Source organism: Streptomyces coerulescens, from assembly GCF_042657965.1.
In the GTDB taxonomy this organism is placed as follows: domain Bacteria; phylum Actinomycetota; class Actinomycetes; order Streptomycetales; family Streptomycetaceae; genus Streptomyces; species Streptomyces coerulescens.
The window spans coordinates 365,112-383,151 of the sequence record NZ_JBHSKM010000008.1 but is presented as its reverse complement, the minus strand read 5'-3'; the positions used below and the strand labels follow the sequence as shown (position 1 = coordinate 383,151).

Below are 18,040 nucleotides of genomic sequence, written 5' to 3'. Positions count from 1 at the left end.
GGGACGACCCGCGTATTCAGGCCACCGCCTCGTCCGCCCGGGTGCGCAGGATCAGCTCCTCCTCGATCAGCTTGGCGCAGTGCGCGAGGGCCGTGTCGGTGTCCGGGGCGGTCACCGCGAGATGGCCCAGCCGGTCCCAGTTGTCGCGCAGCGGGCGGACCCGGTCGCCGGGCCGTACCGAGATCTCCGCGGCGAGGACCTCGGGGCGCTCCGCGAGGGCCTCGACGCCGCCGACTTCGGTGACCACGCCCGGTGCCCGGTGGACGAAGAGCGTGCAGGCGGCGGCGATGGGCGTGAGCCGGTCGGGGAGTTCGGGGACCAGGCGCAGCGGCCAGCCGATCGCGTGGGAGGCGAGGTCGACGCCGTAGGCGCTGTGCACCAGCTCGTTGATGCAGCCACCGCCGATCCGGTTGTGGGACTCGATGACGACCGGCCCGTCGGGGCCGAGCCGCACCTCGGTGTGGGTGGGTCCGTCGGTGAGCCCCATCGCGTCCAGGAACGCCGACATGGTCGCCCTGATCCGGGCGTGGACGTCCTCGGTGACCCGGGCCGGCACCGCGTGCCCCAGCTCGGCGAAGTGCGTGTCCGACACGGTCTTCTCGGTGACGGCGACGACGACGTGGCGCCCCGCGAAGCTGAACGTCTCCACGCTGAACTCCGGCCCGGGCACCAGCGCTTCCATCATGAAGCCGTCCAGTGTGAACATCCGGGACTTGCGGTCGCTGCGGCTTCCGTCCAGCTCCCGCACCCGCCGCCACACCTCCGCCGTGTCCTCGGGGCCGTTCACCCGCATCACGCCCAGTCCGGCGGCCCCGTTGCGCGGCTTGACGATGAACGGATGGCCGGCCCGCTCGCCGAAGGCGCGCAGGCTCGCCTCGTCCGTCACGGCGCCGAACGGCAGCGCGAGCGACGGGAAGGCCGCCAGATGCTCGCGCATCCGCTGCTTGTCGCGCAGCCGGGTCACCACCTCCAGCGGCGTCCCGGGCACCTCGTACAGCTCACACAGGCGCGCGGCGGGTTCGAGGCCCGCCTCCGTCAGGGACACGATCGCCTCGGGCCGCCACCTGCGGAACGCCTCCTCGGTCAGCCGCAGCGCGGTAGGCCACTGGGTGTAGTCGTCGACCAGGACGCAGTCGGCCAGGGCCTGCTGATACGCGGTCATCCGCTCCGGGTGCTGGATCAGCACCACCCCGAGGCCCAGCGCCTTCGCCTTCTTGACGGTGGCGTCCTTGCCGCCGAGCAGCAGCACCACACGGTCGATCGTGCTCACCGGTCACTCCCCTCCGGGCCCTCGGCCGCGGGGTCGATGTCGAGTGCGTCGAGGAACCACCGGCTCACCTCGTGCAGCCGGCTCTCCACCTCCGCGCGCGTGTCGCCGTACGCGACCATGGCGGCCATGAAGTCCGCGGAGGCCGCCGGGCCCGGGCTCCACATGCCCGGACGCAGCGGTGTCTCGTACTTGGTGACCCAGGGGAAGGGCACCTCGTCCGGGATGGCCCGCACCAGGCCGCGCCGCTTGAGGAAGGTGACCTCCCCGGCCAGCCGGGCCGGCTGCATACGGCCGCCGTCGCGCGGGACGGGCACCGGCGCGTCGCAGCTCGCCCGCACCCACGCCTCGGGGAAGTGCACGCCGAACATGGTGCGCAGCACGACGGAGATCAGCGCGCCGCCGTTGCGGCTGGCGATCTCGCACAGCACCAGCCGGTCGTCGGGTGTGTGGAACATCTCCGCGTGGAACGTGGTGTGCTGCGGCGTGGGCAGGGCACGGATGACGTCCTCGGTGAAGTCCATGACCCGCTTGCCCATCGGGTCGTCGCGGTCCAGGGCCACGTCCAGCCGTGGGCCCGGCGTCAGCGCGAAGTCGCCGAGGCGGTAGTGGTAGACGGAGGGCCACGCGGCGGCGATGCGCCCGTCCAGGACGATGCCGTCCACGTGGTACATCGTGCCCTCGACGAAGCCCTCGGCGAGCATTCCCACCCCGCCGGTACTGATCCGCCAGGCCTCCGGATCGGCGATCAGCGCCTCCACGGCGGCCGTGTCCCGCAGGACGCGTACGCCCACCGAACCCGCGCTGTCCCGTGGCTTGACCACCAGCGGCAGGCCGTGTCCGGCGGCGAACTCCCGCAACTGCCCGGCGTTTTCCACCGGACGGTGAGGGGCGACCGGAATGCCGCCGGCGACGGCGTGCCGCTTCATCACGAGCTTGTCGCGGAAGGCACGGGCGCTGTGCTCGCTCTGACCGGGCAGACCGAGCCGGTCGCGCAGCCGTCCGGCCAGCTCCAGATCCCGTTCCTGTGAGGCGACGACGTACTTGAAGCCGAACGTCTCGTGGAGCTCCAGGGCCCGGTCGAACAGCGGGCCGCCCTCTTCGTATCCGGCGACCGACTCGGTGTGCACATACCCCTGTCCGGGTTCCGGGAGGGTGTCACCCGTCTTCTTAAGCGACGCCTCGGAGGCCAGCAGCACCAGCGGGTCCGGATGATCGCGCAGCCACTCGGCATAGGGCCGCCTGGCCAGCGGTCCGCGGTTCAGGATGAGGATGGACATGGTGGGACGTCGATCTCCTATCGGCTGGGTCGGGAAGGGACTGCGGACGCGACGGCCGCGGCGTCCTGTGCGTCCCGGCGCTCCTGCCGGACCCGGACCGGCGTGCGCAGCAGCAGCGCCGCGCAGGTGCCGAGGACGCCGAAGAGCAGGGCCATCCCGGCGGGCGGCACCACCGATCCGACGATGACGCTGAGCGAGGCGGTGAGTCCGGCGGCCCGGGTGCGCAGGCCGTACAGGGCCATGTACTTGGACCGGTGGTCGGGATGGACCAGATCGGCCATCAGCGCCTGCCGGACGGGCACGTGCATCAGCTCGCCGATGGTGTACGTGAACGACATCGCGATCAGTACCCAGGCGCTGCCGGTGACGGCCATGCCCATGAAGCCGGCGATGAACAGCCCGATCCCGACGTACATCCGCACCGTCTCGGGCACCTGGCGCAGCAGCCGGCCGACGACCAGCGCCAGGACCACCACCAGCACCGTGTTGAGCGTGCGCAGCAGGCCCAGCATCCCTACGCCGTCGAGGCGGGCCTCCCAGGAACCGAGGTGCAGCAGGGTCTGCGGGCGGAAGTGGGTGGCCAGATGGATACCCAGGTAGTACGTGAGCTGCTGTTCCACGGAGGTGATGAGGATCGCCGCCAGGACCAGGCGCAGGAAGACCCGGTCGGCGGCGGCCCGTGCGTATCCGGTGAGCGCGTCGCGCCATCCCCTGCCGGCCGGGGGCTTGCCGTCCGCCGGCTCGGGTCTGGTCTCGGTGAGGACGGCGAGCGTGGTCACCCAGGTGGCGGCGGACAGGACCAGGCCGAGCAGCAGCAGCGCGTCGAAGTGGGCGCCGTAGAAGAATCCGCCGACCGCGGCGCCGGAGGCGAACGCCAGGTTCATCAGCCAGTAGTTGATGGTGTACAGCGCCGCCCGGGTGCCGGGAGTGGCGATGTCGGTCATCACCGCGTCGGCGGCGGGGAAGCCAAGGCCGCTCATGCAGCTCTGCAGCAGGAAACAGGCGAAGCTGGTCTCCGGACTGTCCCACCAGGGGGAGTTGGCGAGGAACAGACCGGCGTACGCCACCACCACCCCGCCCTCCGCGAGCAGCAGGGTCGGCCGCCGGCCCCGCGCGTCGGACAGATGGCCGCCGACGAACGTGCACGCGATGGTCGCGACGACCACCGCAAGCAGCAGCAGACCGGCGGTGGCGGCCCCGTAGCTCGTGGCGAGGAGGATCGCCATGAGGGGGGTCAGCATGAAGGTGAGGAACCGGCTGACGAAGGCCACGGCCAGCCGCACCCGGATGAGGGGATGCGCCCGCCACGCGCTGACGGGCGCGTCGCCCTTCGCCCGGGGCTCAGTCATGGGCTCCCGCCGCACCGGAGCCCACGGGCGCGGTGAACTCGACCAGCGGTGAACGCAGTTGGGCGCGCAGTGCCTCGCGGTAGATCTTGCCGGACTCGGTGCGGGGCAGCTCGTCGGCGAACTCCACCACCGAAAGACCGGCCATGCCCGCACCACCGGACGCGTGCCGCAGCAGCGCCTGCGCGGTCACCGGCCCCGCGTTCCAGCCGGCGGCCGGCACCACATGGGCCTTGGCCACCAGAGGCGTCGTCGCTCCGGCGGGCGCGTCGGGCGTCGCCGGCACGGTGACGACACCGACCTCATGGACCGCGGGATGCTCCAGCAACGCCGCCTCCAGCGCGGCCGGCGCCACCAGCGTGCCGTCCTCGGCGCGGAAGACGTCCTTGATACGGCCGATGAAGGTGAGCGAGCCGTCGCTCTCCCGGCGGGCCAGATCACCGGTGCGGTACAGCCGCAGGGACGCCGGTGCCGGCTCGATGCGCTGCCCGTCGTCGTCGAGGTAGCCGTGCATCAGACCGGCCGCGCCCGCCGTCAGGTCGAGACAGACCTCGCCCTCCTCGCCGGGCGTCTCGGTGCCCACCGGGCACAGCACGATCTCGCAGCCCGGCAGCGGCCTGCCCAGGGAGCGCGGGTCGTCGGTGCCGACGGGCAGGACGCCGGTCATCGCGGTGACCTCCGACTGTCCGTAGCCGTTGCGCACGCTCACGCCCCAGGCGTCGCGGACCGCCGTCACGATGTCCTGCGTGAGCGGCTCACCCACGCTCATCGCCTCCCGCAGCACGATGTCCCGGCCCGTCAGCCCTGCCCGCACCAGCGCCCGCCAGATGCTGGGCGGGGCGCAGAACGTGGTGGCGCGGGTGCGCTCGAGCGCGTCGAGGAGGAACTCCGGGTCGGCGTGCCGGGTGTCCACCGACACGATCGTCGCCTCGGCGTTCCACGGGGCGAAGAAGGAGCTCCACGGGTGCTTGGCCCAGCCGGGCGAGGAGACGTTGAGGTGGACGTCGCCCGGCCGGAACCCGGCCCAGAACATGCCGGTGAGGTGGCCGACCGGATAGCTGCGATGCGTATGGGCGACCAGCTTGGGACGTGCGGTGGAGCCGGACGTGAAGAAGCAGCTCATCACCTCGTCCGCGGGGGTCGGCCCGGGGGCCGGACACCCTCCGGAGTGCATCCGTGAGCGCTCGTAGGGCTCCCAGCCGGGCAGTTCGCCGCCCGTCACGACCCGCACACCGGGCACCTCGGCCCCGCCGACCGGTCCGGCGGCCGACGCCGAGGCCACCAGGTGCCGGGCCCGGCTGCGGCGCAGCCGCTCCTGCACCTCGTCGGGGTCCAGCGTGGTGAAGACCGGGACGGCGACCGCCCGCAGCTTCATCAGCGCCAGCAGCACCTCCCACACCTCGACGCCGTTGTCGAGCAGAAGCAGCACCGCGTCGCCCCGCCGCACGCCCAACTCCGCCAGCCAGCCCGCCACTTGATCGGAACGGGCCGACAGTGTCGCGAAGTCGGCCTCCTGATCGCCCTCGGGGGTCAGCACCCGCAGTGCCGTCGCCCGGTTCTCCGCGGCGATCACGTCGAACCAGTCCACGGCCCAGTTGAAGTGCTCGAACCGGGGCCAGGCGAACTCCGCCCGCGCGCGCCGCGGGTCCTGCGCATGCCGCAGCAGCAGGTCCCGCGCGGCGCGGAACGCGGTGTGCCCGGTCGAGAGGGCGGGCACCTCGGGGACCGGCGACGGCCCGCCGACGGTTTGGGACGTCATGGTGAGACTCCTCGTGGGGGGTGCGGGTGGACTCAGTCCTGGATGTGGCGGCGTACGACGTCCAGGGCGAGGGCGTCCGCCTCGCGATGGAAGGCGGTGCGGCTGCCGGGGCGGCCGTTGCCGATCTGGGTGAACCAGCGCAGCCCCTCGGTCGGGATGCCGGTGGCGTACAGGCCCTCGGCGGGGCGTCCGGACGGGTCGAGAAGGCGTCCGGTGGCCGCACCGACCCAGAGCCCCGCCGCCGCGTTGCCCGGGTCGCCGTACCGTGCACCGTCGGATCGTCCGGCGCTCCAGGTGGCCGCGACGCCGTCGGCGACCAGTCGGCCCAGCAGCGGATCGCCGCCCTGGCCGTGCCGGGGCGCCGGGATACGGGTGTCGACCACGGCCTGGACGTGCCGCAGCGAACCGGTGACCGCGTCGGACTCGACGGTGAACAGCTCACGCTCGGCGTCGAAGCCGAACCGCACGCCGGGGCCGACCACCCGGACAAGACCCGCGCGGGACAGGGCGAGGAACTGCTCGGTGCGTAACGGCGGCGGCCCGGTGGAGATCAGCGACAGCATCGGCGCGATGTCCCGGAAGAAGTCCTCTCCGGGCGAGCCCGGTGTCAGGCCGTCGTACTCCACGGCGGCCCGCAGCAGGTCGCGGGCGTCCCGGATGACGTCGAGCCCGGCCTTGAGCGGCCCGCGGGCGTTGCCGAGCCGCGCCTCCGCCAGGTCCTCCGCCAGGAACGCGTGCACCGCCCGCGTGTACTGCTCGGGCGAGGCGAACTGGCGGCCCGCGAACGGCCGGGCCAGCCGCTGAAGGTCCAGCGGGGCCGCGTCCGCCGCGCCGTGGGCGGCCAGCACCGTCGGCCAGGTGCTCCGGTCGGGGCCGGCCGCGACCAGAGCCGCGGCCAGTCGCCGGGCCGCCTCCTCGCCGTCCCGCTCCCGCACCAGGGTCTCGTAGCGCACGAGGTCGATCTCGGCGCGCAGCAGCGGCAGCACCTCGGCGGCGAAGTCCAGCCGCGCCGAGCCCCGTTCGTGGATCGCCCTCTCCCGCAGCCGGGCCAGCGTCCGCTGGGTGAACAGCCGCGGCCGGAAGCTGCCGCCGGCGGTCTTCTGGTTGTGGCCCCGGGTGCCGATCGGCACCCCGCTGCGCGAACCGGCGTACAGCACCGGCTCCTTGCCGCTGGGCTCGTACTCCAGCACACCGTTGCGGCGGCGGAACTCGCCGCCGCGCCCCACGCTGAGCGACAGCAGCAGGTCGTAGAAGGAGAGCCCGAGGCCGAGGACACCGACGTCGGCCTGGGCCGGAATCGCGTCGAGTTCGAACTCGGCGACGGCGTCCCCCGCGAAGTGCAGCAGCCACGGGTACGCCTCGGCGACCCGGGCCAACTCGCCCACGCGGTCGCGCGGTACGGCCGGGCTGTGCCCGGTGGCCAGGACGACGGCGTCGGCCTCGACCTGCCAGGTCGCGTCGTCGGCGCCGACCTGGAGCTCGTACCGGTCGCCGGTCCGGGTCAGTGCCGTGACCCGGCCGACCGCCTCGGTGACATCGGCGTGCTCGCGCAGCGCGTCCACCACCTGTGCGTACACGTGCCGCAGATACTCGCCGTAGATCCGGCGCGGCGCGTAGTCGTCCGGTCCGAGTTCCGTGTACTCGGGCCCCGAGCGGCCGCGCAGCCAGGCGGAGAACGACGGCAGCGGGCACACCGAGTCGCCCTCGGGCGCCATGGTCAGCTCGCCCACCACCGTGTTCATCAGCAGCCACGGCGGCTGGTCGGTGCGCCAGACGCGCCCCGCGCCCAACTGCGTTCCGTCCAGCAGCACCACCCGGGGGCGCCGGGCCCGGACACCGCGGGAGAGATGGTGCGCGAGCCGTTCGAGCACCGCGATGCCGCGCGGTCCGGTCCCTACGATCGCCACCGTCGCCACGGCACCGTCCTTTCCCTCGAAGGCAGCCATCGGCCGGTCATCCGTCCGCTGACGTCGCATCAGCCCGCGGCCCTGCCCTGCAGGGTCAGCGCCCGCCGGTGCAGCAGATATCCGGCGTGCAGCCGGTTGCGGGCACCGAGGCGGCGCATGATCTCGGAGATGTGCCGCTGGCAGGTGCGCAGCGAGATGCCGAGCCGGCGGGCGATCACCTTGTCCTCCACCCCGTCCACGAGGAGGCTGATGATGGTCTCCCTGACCTGCTCGGTGGTCTCCTCCACGACACCGGGGTCGTACTCCGTGCCGAACACCGTGCCGCCCGCCCAGACCTGTTCGAAGGCGAGGTGGGCGAACGCGACCACGCTCGGCTCCCGGACCAGTACCGCGCCGTCCGGCACGTCCGGCAGCTCGATCACCGCGGTCCGCCGGTCGAAGACCGTCAGCCGGGTGAAACCGCCGCTGACGGTGCGTACTTCGGCGCCCCGGGCGGTGAGCCGGGCGACCTCGTCGACCGTGCGCCGATGGAAGCGCGCCGTGTGCTGGTACAGCGACCGCACCCGCACCCCCCGGGCCAGCAGGTCGTCCACGACCGGCCGTGGCTCCTGCGGTGCCGGCCCGCTCTGTGCGCCACCGGGCCGCGAGACGACGAGCTCGTCGGTGACGTCGCGGGCCAGCGCGGTCAGCGCCGAGCGCACCGCCTCGGCGCCGTGCAACTCCTCCAGGGCGATGGGGCGGCCGGGGCGCAGCATGCTGCCCTGGTACACGGTGGCCAGATCGTCGTAGAGGAGCCGGGCCAGGTCCAGTTCCTGCTGCATGCTGTCGAGTTCGCGGACCGCCGGGGCCAGCACCCGCAGCCGGGCCGTGTCCGGCGAGACGGCCGCGAGCCGCTGCGACTCGGTGTCCACGGACAGCAGCCCGAGGCTCAGCAGCCGGCGCAGCGCGGCGTCAACGGTGGCGCGGCCCAGCCCCGACAGCCGGCGCAGTTCCTCGCCGGAGAGCGGGGCACGGTGGTCCAGCGCCAGTGCGTACAGCCGTCGCTCCTCGTCGCCGAGCGTGGACCTCGGTCCCTGCCGGCGCGGTTCTTCTTTTCGTTCGCTCGGCAGAACTGACACCTTCGGTTCCCTTTCCCCCTGACTTTCACATAATTCCCGCCAGACACTAATGAGCGGCGAATTACAACAGCAAGCCAAGGGTTGGTAATACGCCCTGCATGGAGGCCGTTTGCGCTGGTCGCGAGGGGTGCTGACACCGTCTCACGTGGCCGGTGTTGTCTCCACTGGTCGTGTTTTCCTTTTCCCTGGCCAGGGCATGGGAAAGGGCGCCTTTGGACATGTCGGCTTGTCCAAAGGCGCCCGTCGGCAGCCCGGTCGAATTACTGGGCCTGGCGCAGCGCCCGGCTCTGCTGCCGCTCCGTGGTCCGGCCCGGCCCGAACAGGCGGACGGTGAAGTCGCCCGGCTGATGCACCCTGATGCCGGGGTTGAGGCCCGTACCGCGCCCGGTGGCCACCGTGGGGCGCTCCACCGGAGGCGCCGTGCGGTGCAGCCGCTCCTCGGCCAGCTCACCGATCATGTCGGCCCACTGCCGCATCTGCACCGGCATCTGCTGCCGGCGGGACGACTCGCGGATACGGTCCCACAGCCCGGCCTCGCTCCACTGGGTGAAGCGGCGGTGGGTGTTCTGCCAGGACACGGCGAACGTCTTGGGCAGCGCCCGCCAGGGCACGCCGCTCACCAGCACGTACACGATCGCGGCGAACATCGCCTCGTCGTCGGCGCGTTGGGTGCCGCCGCCCTGTGGCCGCTGCGCCGGGCGCGGCAGATAGTGGCGGGCCAGCGGCCACAGCATCATCGGGGTCAGCCAGGCGAAACGTCCGGCACCGGGCGCGGTGGCCTGCGGCGTCTGTGGTTGTCGGGTCGCTGAGGAAGCGCTCCTGCGGCGGAGTGGGGGTACCGTCTGCGGGCGCTGGGTCACTTGGCCTCCAGGGCATTCACGAGTGCGCGGAAGATCAGTGCGAGTGAGGCCGCGCCCGGGTCCTGATGGCCCACGCTGCGCAGTCCCAGGTAGGAGGCGCGGCCCCGGCGGGCCTGCATCGGCTCGGTCGCTCGTACGCCCTCTTCCGCGGCGTCGGCCGCGGCGCGCGCGGCGAGAGCGAGACCGCCGCCGGATCCGGTCGCCCGGGCGAAGGCCTCGGAGGCCGGCCGGTACACGTCGTACATGGTCTTGTCGCCGGGTTGTGCGGCGCCCAGCCGGTGGATGCTGTCGCTCGCCGCGGTGAGCGCCTCCGCGAACCGGTGGCCCTCGTCCTCGGGTCCGGGCCCGTCCAGGGTCTTGCCCAGGGCCCGGAAGGAGCTGCCGAAGAGCGGCCCCGAAGCCCCGCCGATGCTCGACACCAGGGTGTTGCCCGCGCCGACGAGTAACTTCCCCGCCGTCATGTCTCGTTCGGTGTGTCTCTGGTCCAGTTCGGCCGTCACTGCCAAAAAGCCCCGGTGCATGTTCACGCCGTGATCACCGTCGCCGATGGCCAGATCGAGCCGGGTCAGCCGGTCCTTCTCCCGGTCGATGAGAAGAGCGGCGTGGCGCAGCCATATCCGCGTGGTTGCGGAGTCCAACGGTCCTCCCGTTTTTCGTGTTCTGCGGCTCGTGCTCACCCGTCAGCACCCCCACCGCAGGGCGGGGGTGTCCACCGGGGTCGTCCAGAGGTCGAGCAGGCCGGAGTCGACCCGGCAGACGGTGAGGGAAACGCCGGCCATGTCCAGTGCCGTGACGTAGTTGCCGACCAGGGAGTGCGTGATCGTCAGGCCGGCTTTCCCCAGTACGCCGGCGGCCTCACTCAGTACGACGTAGAGCTCCTGCAAGGGGGTTGCTCCCAGACCGTTGACCAGCACGAGGATCGAGGGACCGCCCGGCGGGAGTTGGGCCAGCAGTGGCTCCAGGGCTTGGGACACGAGCTCATGTGCGGGGCGCAGCGGCTCTCTGCGCAGGCCCGGTTCGCCATGGATGCCGACACCGAACTCGATCTCGTCCGGACCGAGTTCGAAGCCGGGGCGGCCGACCGCCGGTGCCGTGCAGGGGGTGAGCGCGAGGGCGATGCTGCGGGAGGCGGCGTTGACGCGTTCGCCGGCCTCGGCCACGGCCGCGAGATCGGCGCCCTGTTCGGCCAGCGCGCCGCAGATCCGCTCCACGAACACCGTGGCACCGGTGCCACGCCGGCCCGTGGCGCTGTCGGAGGTGGCGACGTCGTCGTCCACGACGACCGTGCGTACCGTGCGGCCCTCGTCCTCGGCGAGTTCGGCCGCCATGGCGAAGTTCAGCCGGTCACCGCTGTAGTTCTTGACGATCTGGAGGACGCCGGAGCCGGAGTCCGCGGCGCGCAGCGCCGCCAGGACGCGGTCCGGTGTGGGAGAGGTGAACACCTCGCCGGGTACCGCGGCGTCGAGCATGCCGCGGCCGACGAATCCGCCGTGCAGCGGTTCGTGCCCCGAGCCGCCGCCGGAGACCAGGCCGACCTTGCCGGGCACCGGGCCGCCCGCCCTCGTGACGATGCGGGTCACGGGGTCGACACGGATGCCGGGATGCGCGACCGCCATGCCGTGCAGCGCGTCGGTCACCAGGCTGTCGGCAGAGTTGATCAGTTTCTTCATGGTGGCCACCTCCCCCGTGGGCCGCTGGGCCGAGGACCGGCCCGCCATGCTCCGTTCAGTCGAACGCCGTTTCTGTCTAACACAGATGGCGCGAACGTTGTTCTTTATTGGAGAACACTTGCCGGAAAATTAGGGTCCGCTAACCGGGCTCGTCAAGGGGTGGGGCCGACAAGGACTAGACCTGCTCAAGCTGACGGCACCGTTCCGGGGTTGGGTGCCGACGCGGCGGGGTAGTGTCGAGCGTAATGCCGTCGAGCGTGTGTTCTCGACAGAAATTCTTCAGGCCACGGGCACCGCGGAGTGACCGCCCGGTGACAGTGTGGCCGGCGACGGGGGAGTCGTGGTGTGGGACCGTTACGGGCCTGGTGTGGCCCGGAGAAACATCCAGGTCAGGCCGGAGACGGGCGTCCGCCGACGCGTAGGGCGCCCAGTTCGCGAGAGAGGTTCCGGGCGGTCTCGCGGGTCGTGATCGCGTATGTCTGCCGCCGCTCGTCCTCCAGCAGCCGTTCGACGGGACCGATCACACCTATGGCGCCGGCGACGGCACCGGAGCGATCGAAGACGGGGGCCGCGATCGCCGCGTCGCCCAAGGTCGCCTCCTGGTTCTCCAGCGCATAGCCCACCTCTGTGACCTGCTTCAACTGCGCCGCGAGCGTGGCCTGTTCGGTGATCGTCCGCCCGGTCAGCGCGGCCAGGGGGCCGGCCAGCAGGCGCTTTTGCAGCTCCTCGGGGGAGAAGGCCACGACGGCCTTGCCGAGGGCGCTGGTGTTCCAGGGCAGGGTGGCGCCGGTCTCCAGGGTCTGCACCACGCCCTCGGGACGGAAGGCGTGGTGGACGACCATCACCTCGTCATCCACCAGAACGCCGACCCAGACCGCCTCGCCGGTTCGTGCGGCCAGCAGGTTCGACCAGGTCACCGCGCGTGTGCGCAGCTCGTGCGTGTCGAGATAGGCGTTGCCGAAGGTGACCAGGGCGGGGCCCAGTTGGTACTTGCCGGACTCGGCGTCCTGGATCACGAGGCCGTCCGACTCCAGCGTGCGCAGCAGCCCGTGGATGGCTGACTTGGAGATGCCGACGCGCTCGGCGAGCTCGGTGACACCGAGCCGGGGCGCGGCTCCGGTGAGCTCCTGAAGGATGCGGACAGCGCGTTTGACCGACTCGACCACTATTTACCTCTGTTCGGTATTGCTGAACGCTGTTCTTGTATCTAATCTACCTGTTCATGAACCAGTCCGTAGGCATCGTACTGGTGTCACACAGCGCTGAGCTCGCCGCGGGAGTGGCCGAGTTGGTCGGACAGATCGGGGCGGCGAACGTGCCCGTGGCCGTCGCAGGGGGCGACGACCGGGGCGGCATCGGCACCAGCTACCGCCTCATCCGGGAAGCCCTGGAGAAGGCGGACTCGGGGGCCGGTCTCGTCGTCGTACCCGACCTGGGCAGCGCCGTGCTGATGACCCGTACCGTTCTGGAGGACCATCCGCGCCACGACGCCGTCATCGCCGACGTGCCCTTCGTGGAAGGCGCCGTCGCGGCCACCGTCGCCGCGGCGGGCGGGGCCGATCTGGCCACCGTGCTCATGAGCGCAGAGGAGGCCCGCAGTGTCCGCAAGTTCTGAATCCCCCTCCGGCTGCCGTGTGTCCGTCGTCCTGCCGGAGGACCTGCACGCCCGCCCGGCGGGCCGCATCGCCACCGCCGCCGCACGTTTCACCGGCGTGGTCCGCATCGAGCACGAAGGCCGCTCGGCCTCCGCCACCAGCGTCCTGGCCCTCATGGCCCTGGGTGCCCGGGCCGGCTCGTCCGTCCACCTCGTCGCCGAGGGCCCCGACGCGACCGAGGCGACCGAGGCCCTCTCCGAGATCCTGACGACGACGCCATAGCCACGAGGAGGGCCTGCCGCACGGCGGTTCAACGGTCCGTGTCGCCGCCCAGGCGGGTGCGCAGACCGCGCAGTCTGTCCTGGCGCAGGGGCACGCTCATCCGCCCCACCTCGGTGAGCCGCCCCGTCCGCGCCGACCACACCGGCTGGACCTTCGCCTGGACGCCCCGCTCCCCGAGCAACCGCACGGCCTGTTGCGGACGGTGCGGGAAGAGGATGTACGGCAGCCCGGTCGCCGCCGGGACCGGATCCGGGATACCCGCCCCGGCCAGCAGACCGCGCACGAGCGGCTTGGCCCGGGCGATCTCGGCACGCAGCGCGGAGGTCACATCGCCGAGGGCGAGGACACCGCGGGCGATGCGCAGCGACAGGGAGGACGGGCCCAGCGGGCACACCGCGTCCCGGACGGCCTCGGTCATGGCGGCGGAGGCCACGCAGTAGCCCAGCCGGACACCGCCGAGGCCGTACGCCTTGGACAGTCCGCGCACCACGATCAGATTGGGCACCTCGGGGCAGAGGTTCGCGGCGCTGAAGTCCGGCGGGAGGTAGTTGGCGTTGGACTCGTCGACGAGCACCGCCGCCCCCTGGTCCGCCGCCGCCGTGCACAGGTCCCGCACCGCGTCGAGACCGGCGAACCGCTCGTCGGCGAGCGCGGGCCGCTCCAGCAGCAGCACATCACCCCGGTGACCCGAACCATGGGGCACACAGCGGCCCCTGGCCCGGGTCACCCAGTGCGGGTAGTCGGGGTAGACGTCGGTCACGACCTCCACGGTGCCGCCCGCGGCCAGCAGGCTCAGCCCGTGCAGCAGCGGCCCGACCCCGGCACCGCAGGTCACGGACGCCGCCCAGCCCGGGCGGCCGAAGAACTCCGCGACCGCGGTGCCGAGCACCGCCTCGCCATAGGGATCCTTGACCAGGTAGTCACCGACGAACGGCAGTTCCTCGGCGACCTCGCCCGCCAGTTCCGCGGACACCGTCGCCATGACGTCCACGGTCAACAGGTCCCGCTCGTCCTGCGTCCAGGCCAGGTTCAGCAGGCCCGAACCGTCGGACAGATCGGGCACCTTGTCGTAGGAGCCTATGGCGAGGGGCACGTCAGCGCACGCGCAGAACGCTGTTGCCCGGGTAGATCGCCTGCGCGCCGAGCTCCTCCTCGATCCGGATGAGCTGGTTGTACTTGGCGGTGCGGTCCGAGCGCGACAGCGAACCCGTCTTGATCTGCCCGCAGTTGGTGGCCACCGCCAGGTCCGCGATCGTGGTGTCCTCGGTCTCGCCGGACCGGTGCGACATCACCGCGGTGTAGCCGGCCTTGTGCGCGGTCTCCACGGTGGTCAGGGTCTCGGTGAGCGAGCCGATCTGGTTGACCTTCACCAGGATCGAGTTGGCGTAGCCGCCGCTGATGCCGTCCTTCAGACGCTCCACGTCGGTGCAGAAGACGTCGTCTCCGGTGAGCTGGATCTTGCCGCCCAGCTCGCGGGTGACCTGCTTCCAGCCGTCGATGTCGTCCTCGGCCATCGCGTCCTCGATGGAGGCGATCGGGTAGCGCGAGACGAGCTCACCGAGGTACGCGATGTGCTCCTCCACGGAGCGCTTCACGCCCTCGCCGGCGTAGTCGTACACCCCGTCGCGGAAGAACTCCGACGTGGCGGGGTCCAGGACCAGACAGATGTCGTCGCCGGGCGTGTAACCCGTCTGCTCGATGGCGCGGACGACGAAGGACAGCGCCTCGTCGGCCGAGCGCAGGTTGGGGGCGAAACCGCCCTCGTCACCGACGTTGGTGTTGTGCCCGGCGTCGGAGAGCGCCTTGCGCAGGGTGTGGAAGACCTCCGAACCCATGCGCACGGCCTCGGCGAAGTTGTCCGCGCCCACCGGCGCGATCATGAACTCCTGGAAGTCGATCGGGTTGTCGGCGTGCGCACCGCCGTTGACGATGTTCATCATCGGCACCGGCAGGACGCGGGCGCCGACCCCGCCGACGTAGCGGTACAGCGGCAGACGGTGCGCCGCGGCGGCCGCCTTCACGGTGGCGAGCGAGACACCGAGGATCGCGTTGGCGCCGAGAGCGCCCTTGTTGCGGGTGCCGTCCAGCTTGATCATCGTCTCGTCGATCAGCGGCTGGTCCTCGGCGTCGAGACCGCGCAGCGCCTCGGCGACGGGTCCGTTGACCGCGTCGACGGCCTTGCGTACGCCCTTGCCGTGGAACCGGCCGCCATCGCCGTCCCGGAGCTCGACCGCCTCATTGGCGCCGGTCGACGCGCCGGACGGCACCGCGGCCCGGCCGAACGAGCCGTCCTCCAGCGTGACATCGACCTCGACCGTCGGATTGCCACGACTGTCGACGATTTCACGAGCAACGATTCCCGATACGGCGGTCATGCGACTCCTCGAACACATTGATTCGGTCGCCCTCATCCTGCCATGGTTGCGGCAGCGACGCGAAGGGTGTCTCACTATTCAAAGCGCTTACCCATACGTGCGATTGAGCGGTGTGTTACTCAATTGATCCGTGCCGTCCGCCGGTTCGGCGCGCACGAAGATTTCACCAACCGTTCGGAGGGATTCACCAGATGACCGTCGCGGGCTCGCTCGGCTCCCAACTCACCTGCTCCTTCTGCGAGAAGAGACAAGACGAAGTCTTTAAGCTCGTTTCCGGACCGGGCGTGCACATCTGCGACGGCTGCGTCGAACTGTGCGCCGAAGTCGTCACCGAAGCAAGAATAGGGAAGGGTGCGGGAGGCCTCGCCGGAGGACTTCCCAAGCCACGTGAGATACGGGCCTTCCTGGACACTTATGTGGTCGGCCAGGAACGCGCCAAGCGGTCCCTTTCCGTCGCCGTGTACAACCATTACAAGCGAGTGCGGCCCACCGTGCCGGCCGACGACGACGTCGAACTGGCGAAGTCCAACATCCTGCTCCTCGGCCCCACGGGCTCCGGCAAGACCCTGCTCACCCAGACCCTGGCCCGCATCCTCGACGTGCCCTTCGCCATCGCCGACGCCACCGGACTCACCGAGGCCGGGTACGTGGGGGAGGACGTGGACGCGATGCTGCTGAAGCTGATCCAGGCCGCCGACCACGATCCGCGCAAGGCGGAGACGGGCATCGTCTACATCGACGAGATCGACAAGATCGCCCGCCGCGGGGAGGGCCCGGCCGTCTCACGTGATGTCTCCGGCGAGGGGGTCCAGCAGTCGCTGCTGAAGGTCCTGGAGGGCTCGGTGATCACGGTGTCGCCGCCCAACCGGGGAACCGGAGCGGTCGCCGGCAGCCGCAGCCGCACCGCCCAGGAGGGCATCCAGATCGACACCTCCCACATCCTCTTCATCGTCGGGGGCGCCTTCGCGGGACTTGAGAAGATCATCGAGGCACGGACGGGGGCGAAGGGCATCGGCTTCGGCGGCAGCGTGCGCTCACGGCAGGAAGCCGCGTCGGACGACCTCTTCGACCAGGTCACTCCCGAGGACCTGGTGAAGTTCGGGATGATCCCGGAGCTGATCGGCCGGCTGCCCATGATCACCTCGGTGGGCCTGCTGGACCGCGAGGCCCTGCTGCGCATCCTCACCGAACCGAAGGACGCACTCGTGCGCCAGTACCGCAAGCTGTTCCAACTGGACGGTGTGGCCCTGGAGTTCGAGACGGCGGCGTTGGAGGCGGTCGCCGACCAGGCGATCAGCCGCGGCACCGGCGCCCGGGGCCTGCGGGCCATCCTCGACGAGGCGCTGATGTCGGTGATGTACGACGTGCCGTCCCTCGCGGACGTGGTCCGGGTGACGGTGACCGAGCGCACGATCCTCAAGGGCGAGGACCCGCTGCTGATCCGCAAGGACGGCTCGGTGAGCGGCGATTGAGCCGTGGCACGCGCCGGCGGCGTCAGTCGAGCAGGCCGTACGCCGCCAGCTCCGACTGCGCCACCGGGTCGTCGAAGGCACCGAGGTCCCGGAAGTAGCGGCGGGTCTGCTGGGACGTCGCCCGCGAGTGATCGGCGAGCACCTCGGGCGTGTACACCTCGGCGACGATCTGCTCGACGTCGTCCTTCGACAGCCCGTAGCCGGCCAGTTCCGCGCGCAGCGCGTCGAGGTCGGGACGCAGGAAGGCATCCATCAGCCGCGGCACCAGCCGGCCCGCGACGCACCGCTCGGCGGGACCGAGCGACGCCCACAGACGCTGCAGGAAATGGGCGAAGTAGGCATGGTGCCGGCCCTCGTCCATCGCGTGGTCACGGATCGTCCCGGTGACCGCGGGCGCCACCTCGTGCCGCTGCGGAACATCGGCGAGGCTCGCGGAGATCAGGGTCTCCGAGACGATCACGAACAGCAGCTCCGCCAGCGGCCGGTCGGCCGTCGGCAGCTCGTCGAGGATCTCCTCCAGCCGGCGCAGGAAGAACGGCCGGTCGGGCAGCCGGGGGCGGATGCCGGTCGCCTGTCGCACCTGGACGGCGAGGTCCGCCGAGAACAGCGCGTGGTACGCCTCGTCGCAGTACATCTTGTACGCGTCCAGGCGCATCGCCTCGGGGACGACGACCCCGACCGAGCCGTGCGCGATGCCGAGCACCGTGCGGTTGACGACGAGGTACTCGAGCTTCGCGGTGAAGTCGAGGTACCGGTAGAGATGCTGGACCAGTACCTCCTGGAACAGTTCCTCCGGCAGCGCGCGCACCAGCGGATGCCGGGTCACGGGCACCAGATCCGGCGGGAACAGCCGCAGCCCCCGTTCACCGTCGTCGTCTAGCATCCGCCGCGGGGCGCTGCGCACACTGGAACGCTCGTACCAGTTGCGGAACGGGCTGCGGTACTCCGGCTCGTCGGCCGTCTCCTCCTCGCCGTCCTGCCCTTCCTCGGCATCGGCGGTGCCGTCGGGCCCCCGCAGCAGCCGACGCGGACAGTACGACAACGCCGAGCAGCCGACGAACATCCCCACGGTCCCGCACATGCCGTCTCCCTCTCACAACGGCCGACGG

The 18,040-nt window shown here is 71.3% G+C and carries 16 protein-coding genes; 3 read left to right on the top strand and 13 right to left on the bottom strand.

Features of this window, described 5'->3' with window-relative positions; all coding sequences use genetic code 11:
• Positions 1 to 16: 16 nt before the first annotated feature.
• The 10 genes from ACFPQ9_RS16085 to ACFPQ9_RS16040 form a co-directional block, all read right to left on the bottom strand.
• A complete protein-coding gene (locus ACFPQ9_RS16085) occupies positions 17 to 1,270 on the bottom strand; it encodes an ATP-grasp domain-containing protein (RefSeq protein ID WP_380853220.1) in 1,254 nt (417 codons plus the stop codon).
• Positions 1,267 to 2,547, bottom strand: coding sequence for an ATP-grasp domain-containing protein (locus ACFPQ9_RS16080; protein ID WP_380853218.1), 1,281 nt, complete (start codon positions 2,545 to 2,547; stop codon positions 1,267 to 1,269). The genes ACFPQ9_RS16085 and ACFPQ9_RS16080 overlap by 4 nt, the downstream gene beginning before the upstream one ends.
• 17 nt (positions 2,548 to 2,564) lie before the next feature.
• Complete coding sequence (locus tag ACFPQ9_RS16075; RefSeq protein WP_380853216.1) at positions 2,565 to 3,896, bottom strand: MFS transporter; 1,332 nt, start codon at positions 3,894 to 3,896, stop codon at positions 2,565 to 2,567.
• Positions 3,889 to 5,652 carry an AMP-binding protein gene (locus ACFPQ9_RS16070; protein ID WP_380853214.1) on the bottom strand — a complete coding sequence of 588 codons (1,764 nt, stop codon included), beginning with the start codon at positions 5,650 to 5,652 and terminating at the stop codon, positions 3,889 to 3,891. The genes ACFPQ9_RS16075 and ACFPQ9_RS16070 overlap by 8 nt, the downstream gene beginning before the upstream one ends.
• A gap of 32 nt (positions 5,653 to 5,684) precedes the next feature.
• Positions 5,685 to 7,598, bottom strand: coding sequence for an FAD/NAD(P)-binding protein (locus ACFPQ9_RS16065; protein ID WP_380853212.1), 1,914 nt, complete (start codon positions 7,596 to 7,598; stop codon positions 5,685 to 5,687).
• Between the two features lie 29 nt (positions 7,599 to 7,627).
• Entirely contained in the window at positions 7,628 to 8,677 is a 1,050-nt protein-coding gene (locus ACFPQ9_RS16060; protein ID WP_380853210.1) for a helix-turn-helix transcriptional regulator, read from the bottom strand.
• A gap of 260 nt (positions 8,678 to 8,937) precedes the next feature.
• Positions 8,938 to 9,414, bottom strand: coding sequence for a transposase (locus ACFPQ9_RS16055; RefSeq protein WP_380853208.1), 477 nt, complete (start codon positions 9,412 to 9,414; stop codon positions 8,938 to 8,940).
• Between the two features lie 119 nt (positions 9,415 to 9,533).
• Positions 9,534 to 10,175, bottom strand: a complete 642-nt coding sequence (dhaL, locus tag ACFPQ9_RS16050; protein WP_380853206.1) for a dihydroxyacetone kinase subunit DhaL — start codon at positions 10,173 to 10,175, stop codon at positions 9,534 to 9,536.
• A gap of 42 nt (positions 10,176 to 10,217) precedes the next feature.
• Complete coding sequence (gene dhaK, locus ACFPQ9_RS16045; protein ID WP_380853204.1) at positions 10,218 to 11,207, bottom strand: dihydroxyacetone kinase subunit DhaK; 990 nt, start codon at positions 11,205 to 11,207, stop codon at positions 10,218 to 10,220.
• Between the two features lie 389 nt (positions 11,208 to 11,596).
• Positions 11,597 to 12,373, bottom strand: a complete 777-nt coding sequence (locus ACFPQ9_RS16040; RefSeq protein WP_380853202.1) for an IclR family transcriptional regulator — start codon at positions 12,371 to 12,373, stop codon at positions 11,597 to 11,599.
• Positions 12,374 to 12,429: 56 nt separating this feature from the next.
• On the opposite strand from ACFPQ9_RS16040, the gene dhaM reads away from it, so the two are divergent.
• Together dhaM and ACFPQ9_RS16030 are read left to right on the top strand one after the other, a co-directional pair.
• Entirely contained in the window at positions 12,430 to 12,822 is a 393-nt protein-coding gene (gene dhaM, locus ACFPQ9_RS16035; protein ID WP_380853200.1) for a dihydroxyacetone kinase phosphoryl donor subunit DhaM, read from the top strand.
• Complete coding sequence (locus tag ACFPQ9_RS16030) at positions 12,806 to 13,084, top strand: HPr family phosphocarrier protein (protein ID WP_380853199.1); 279 nt, start codon at positions 12,806 to 12,808, stop codon at positions 13,082 to 13,084. The genes dhaM and ACFPQ9_RS16030 overlap by 17 nt, the downstream gene beginning before the upstream one ends.
• A gap of 28 nt (positions 13,085 to 13,112) precedes the next feature.
• Here the strand turns inward: ACFPQ9_RS16030 and ACFPQ9_RS16025 are convergent, their stop codons facing one another.
• On the bottom strand, positions 13,113 to 14,177 hold the full coding sequence (locus ACFPQ9_RS16025; protein WP_380853197.1) for an aminotransferase class I/II-fold pyridoxal phosphate-dependent enzyme: 1,065 nt from the start codon (positions 14,175 to 14,177) through the stop codon (positions 13,113 to 13,115).
• A gap of 1 nt (position 14,178) precedes the next feature.
• Entirely contained in the window at positions 14,179 to 15,459 is a 1,281-nt protein-coding gene (gene eno, locus ACFPQ9_RS16020; protein ID WP_380853195.1) for a phosphopyruvate hydratase, read from the bottom strand.
• Between the two features lie 191 nt (positions 15,460 to 15,650).
• Here eno and clpX point away from each other — a divergent pair, with 191 nt between their 5' ends.
• Positions 15,651 to 16,931 (top strand): ATP-dependent Clp protease ATP-binding subunit ClpX, encoded by a 1,281-nt coding sequence (gene clpX / locus ACFPQ9_RS16015; protein ID WP_380853193.1) that lies wholly within the window; start codon positions 15,651 to 15,653, stop codon positions 16,929 to 16,931.
• A 22-nt stretch (positions 16,932 to 16,953) separates the two neighbouring features.
• On the opposite strand, the gene ACFPQ9_RS16010 is transcribed toward clpX, so the two are convergent.
• Positions 16,954 to 18,012 carry a diiron oxygenase gene (locus tag ACFPQ9_RS16010; protein WP_380853191.1) on the bottom strand — a complete coding sequence of 353 codons (1,059 nt, stop codon included), beginning with the start codon at positions 18,010 to 18,012 and terminating at the stop codon, positions 16,954 to 16,956.
• Between the last annotated feature and the right edge of the window lie 28 nt (positions 18,013 to 18,040).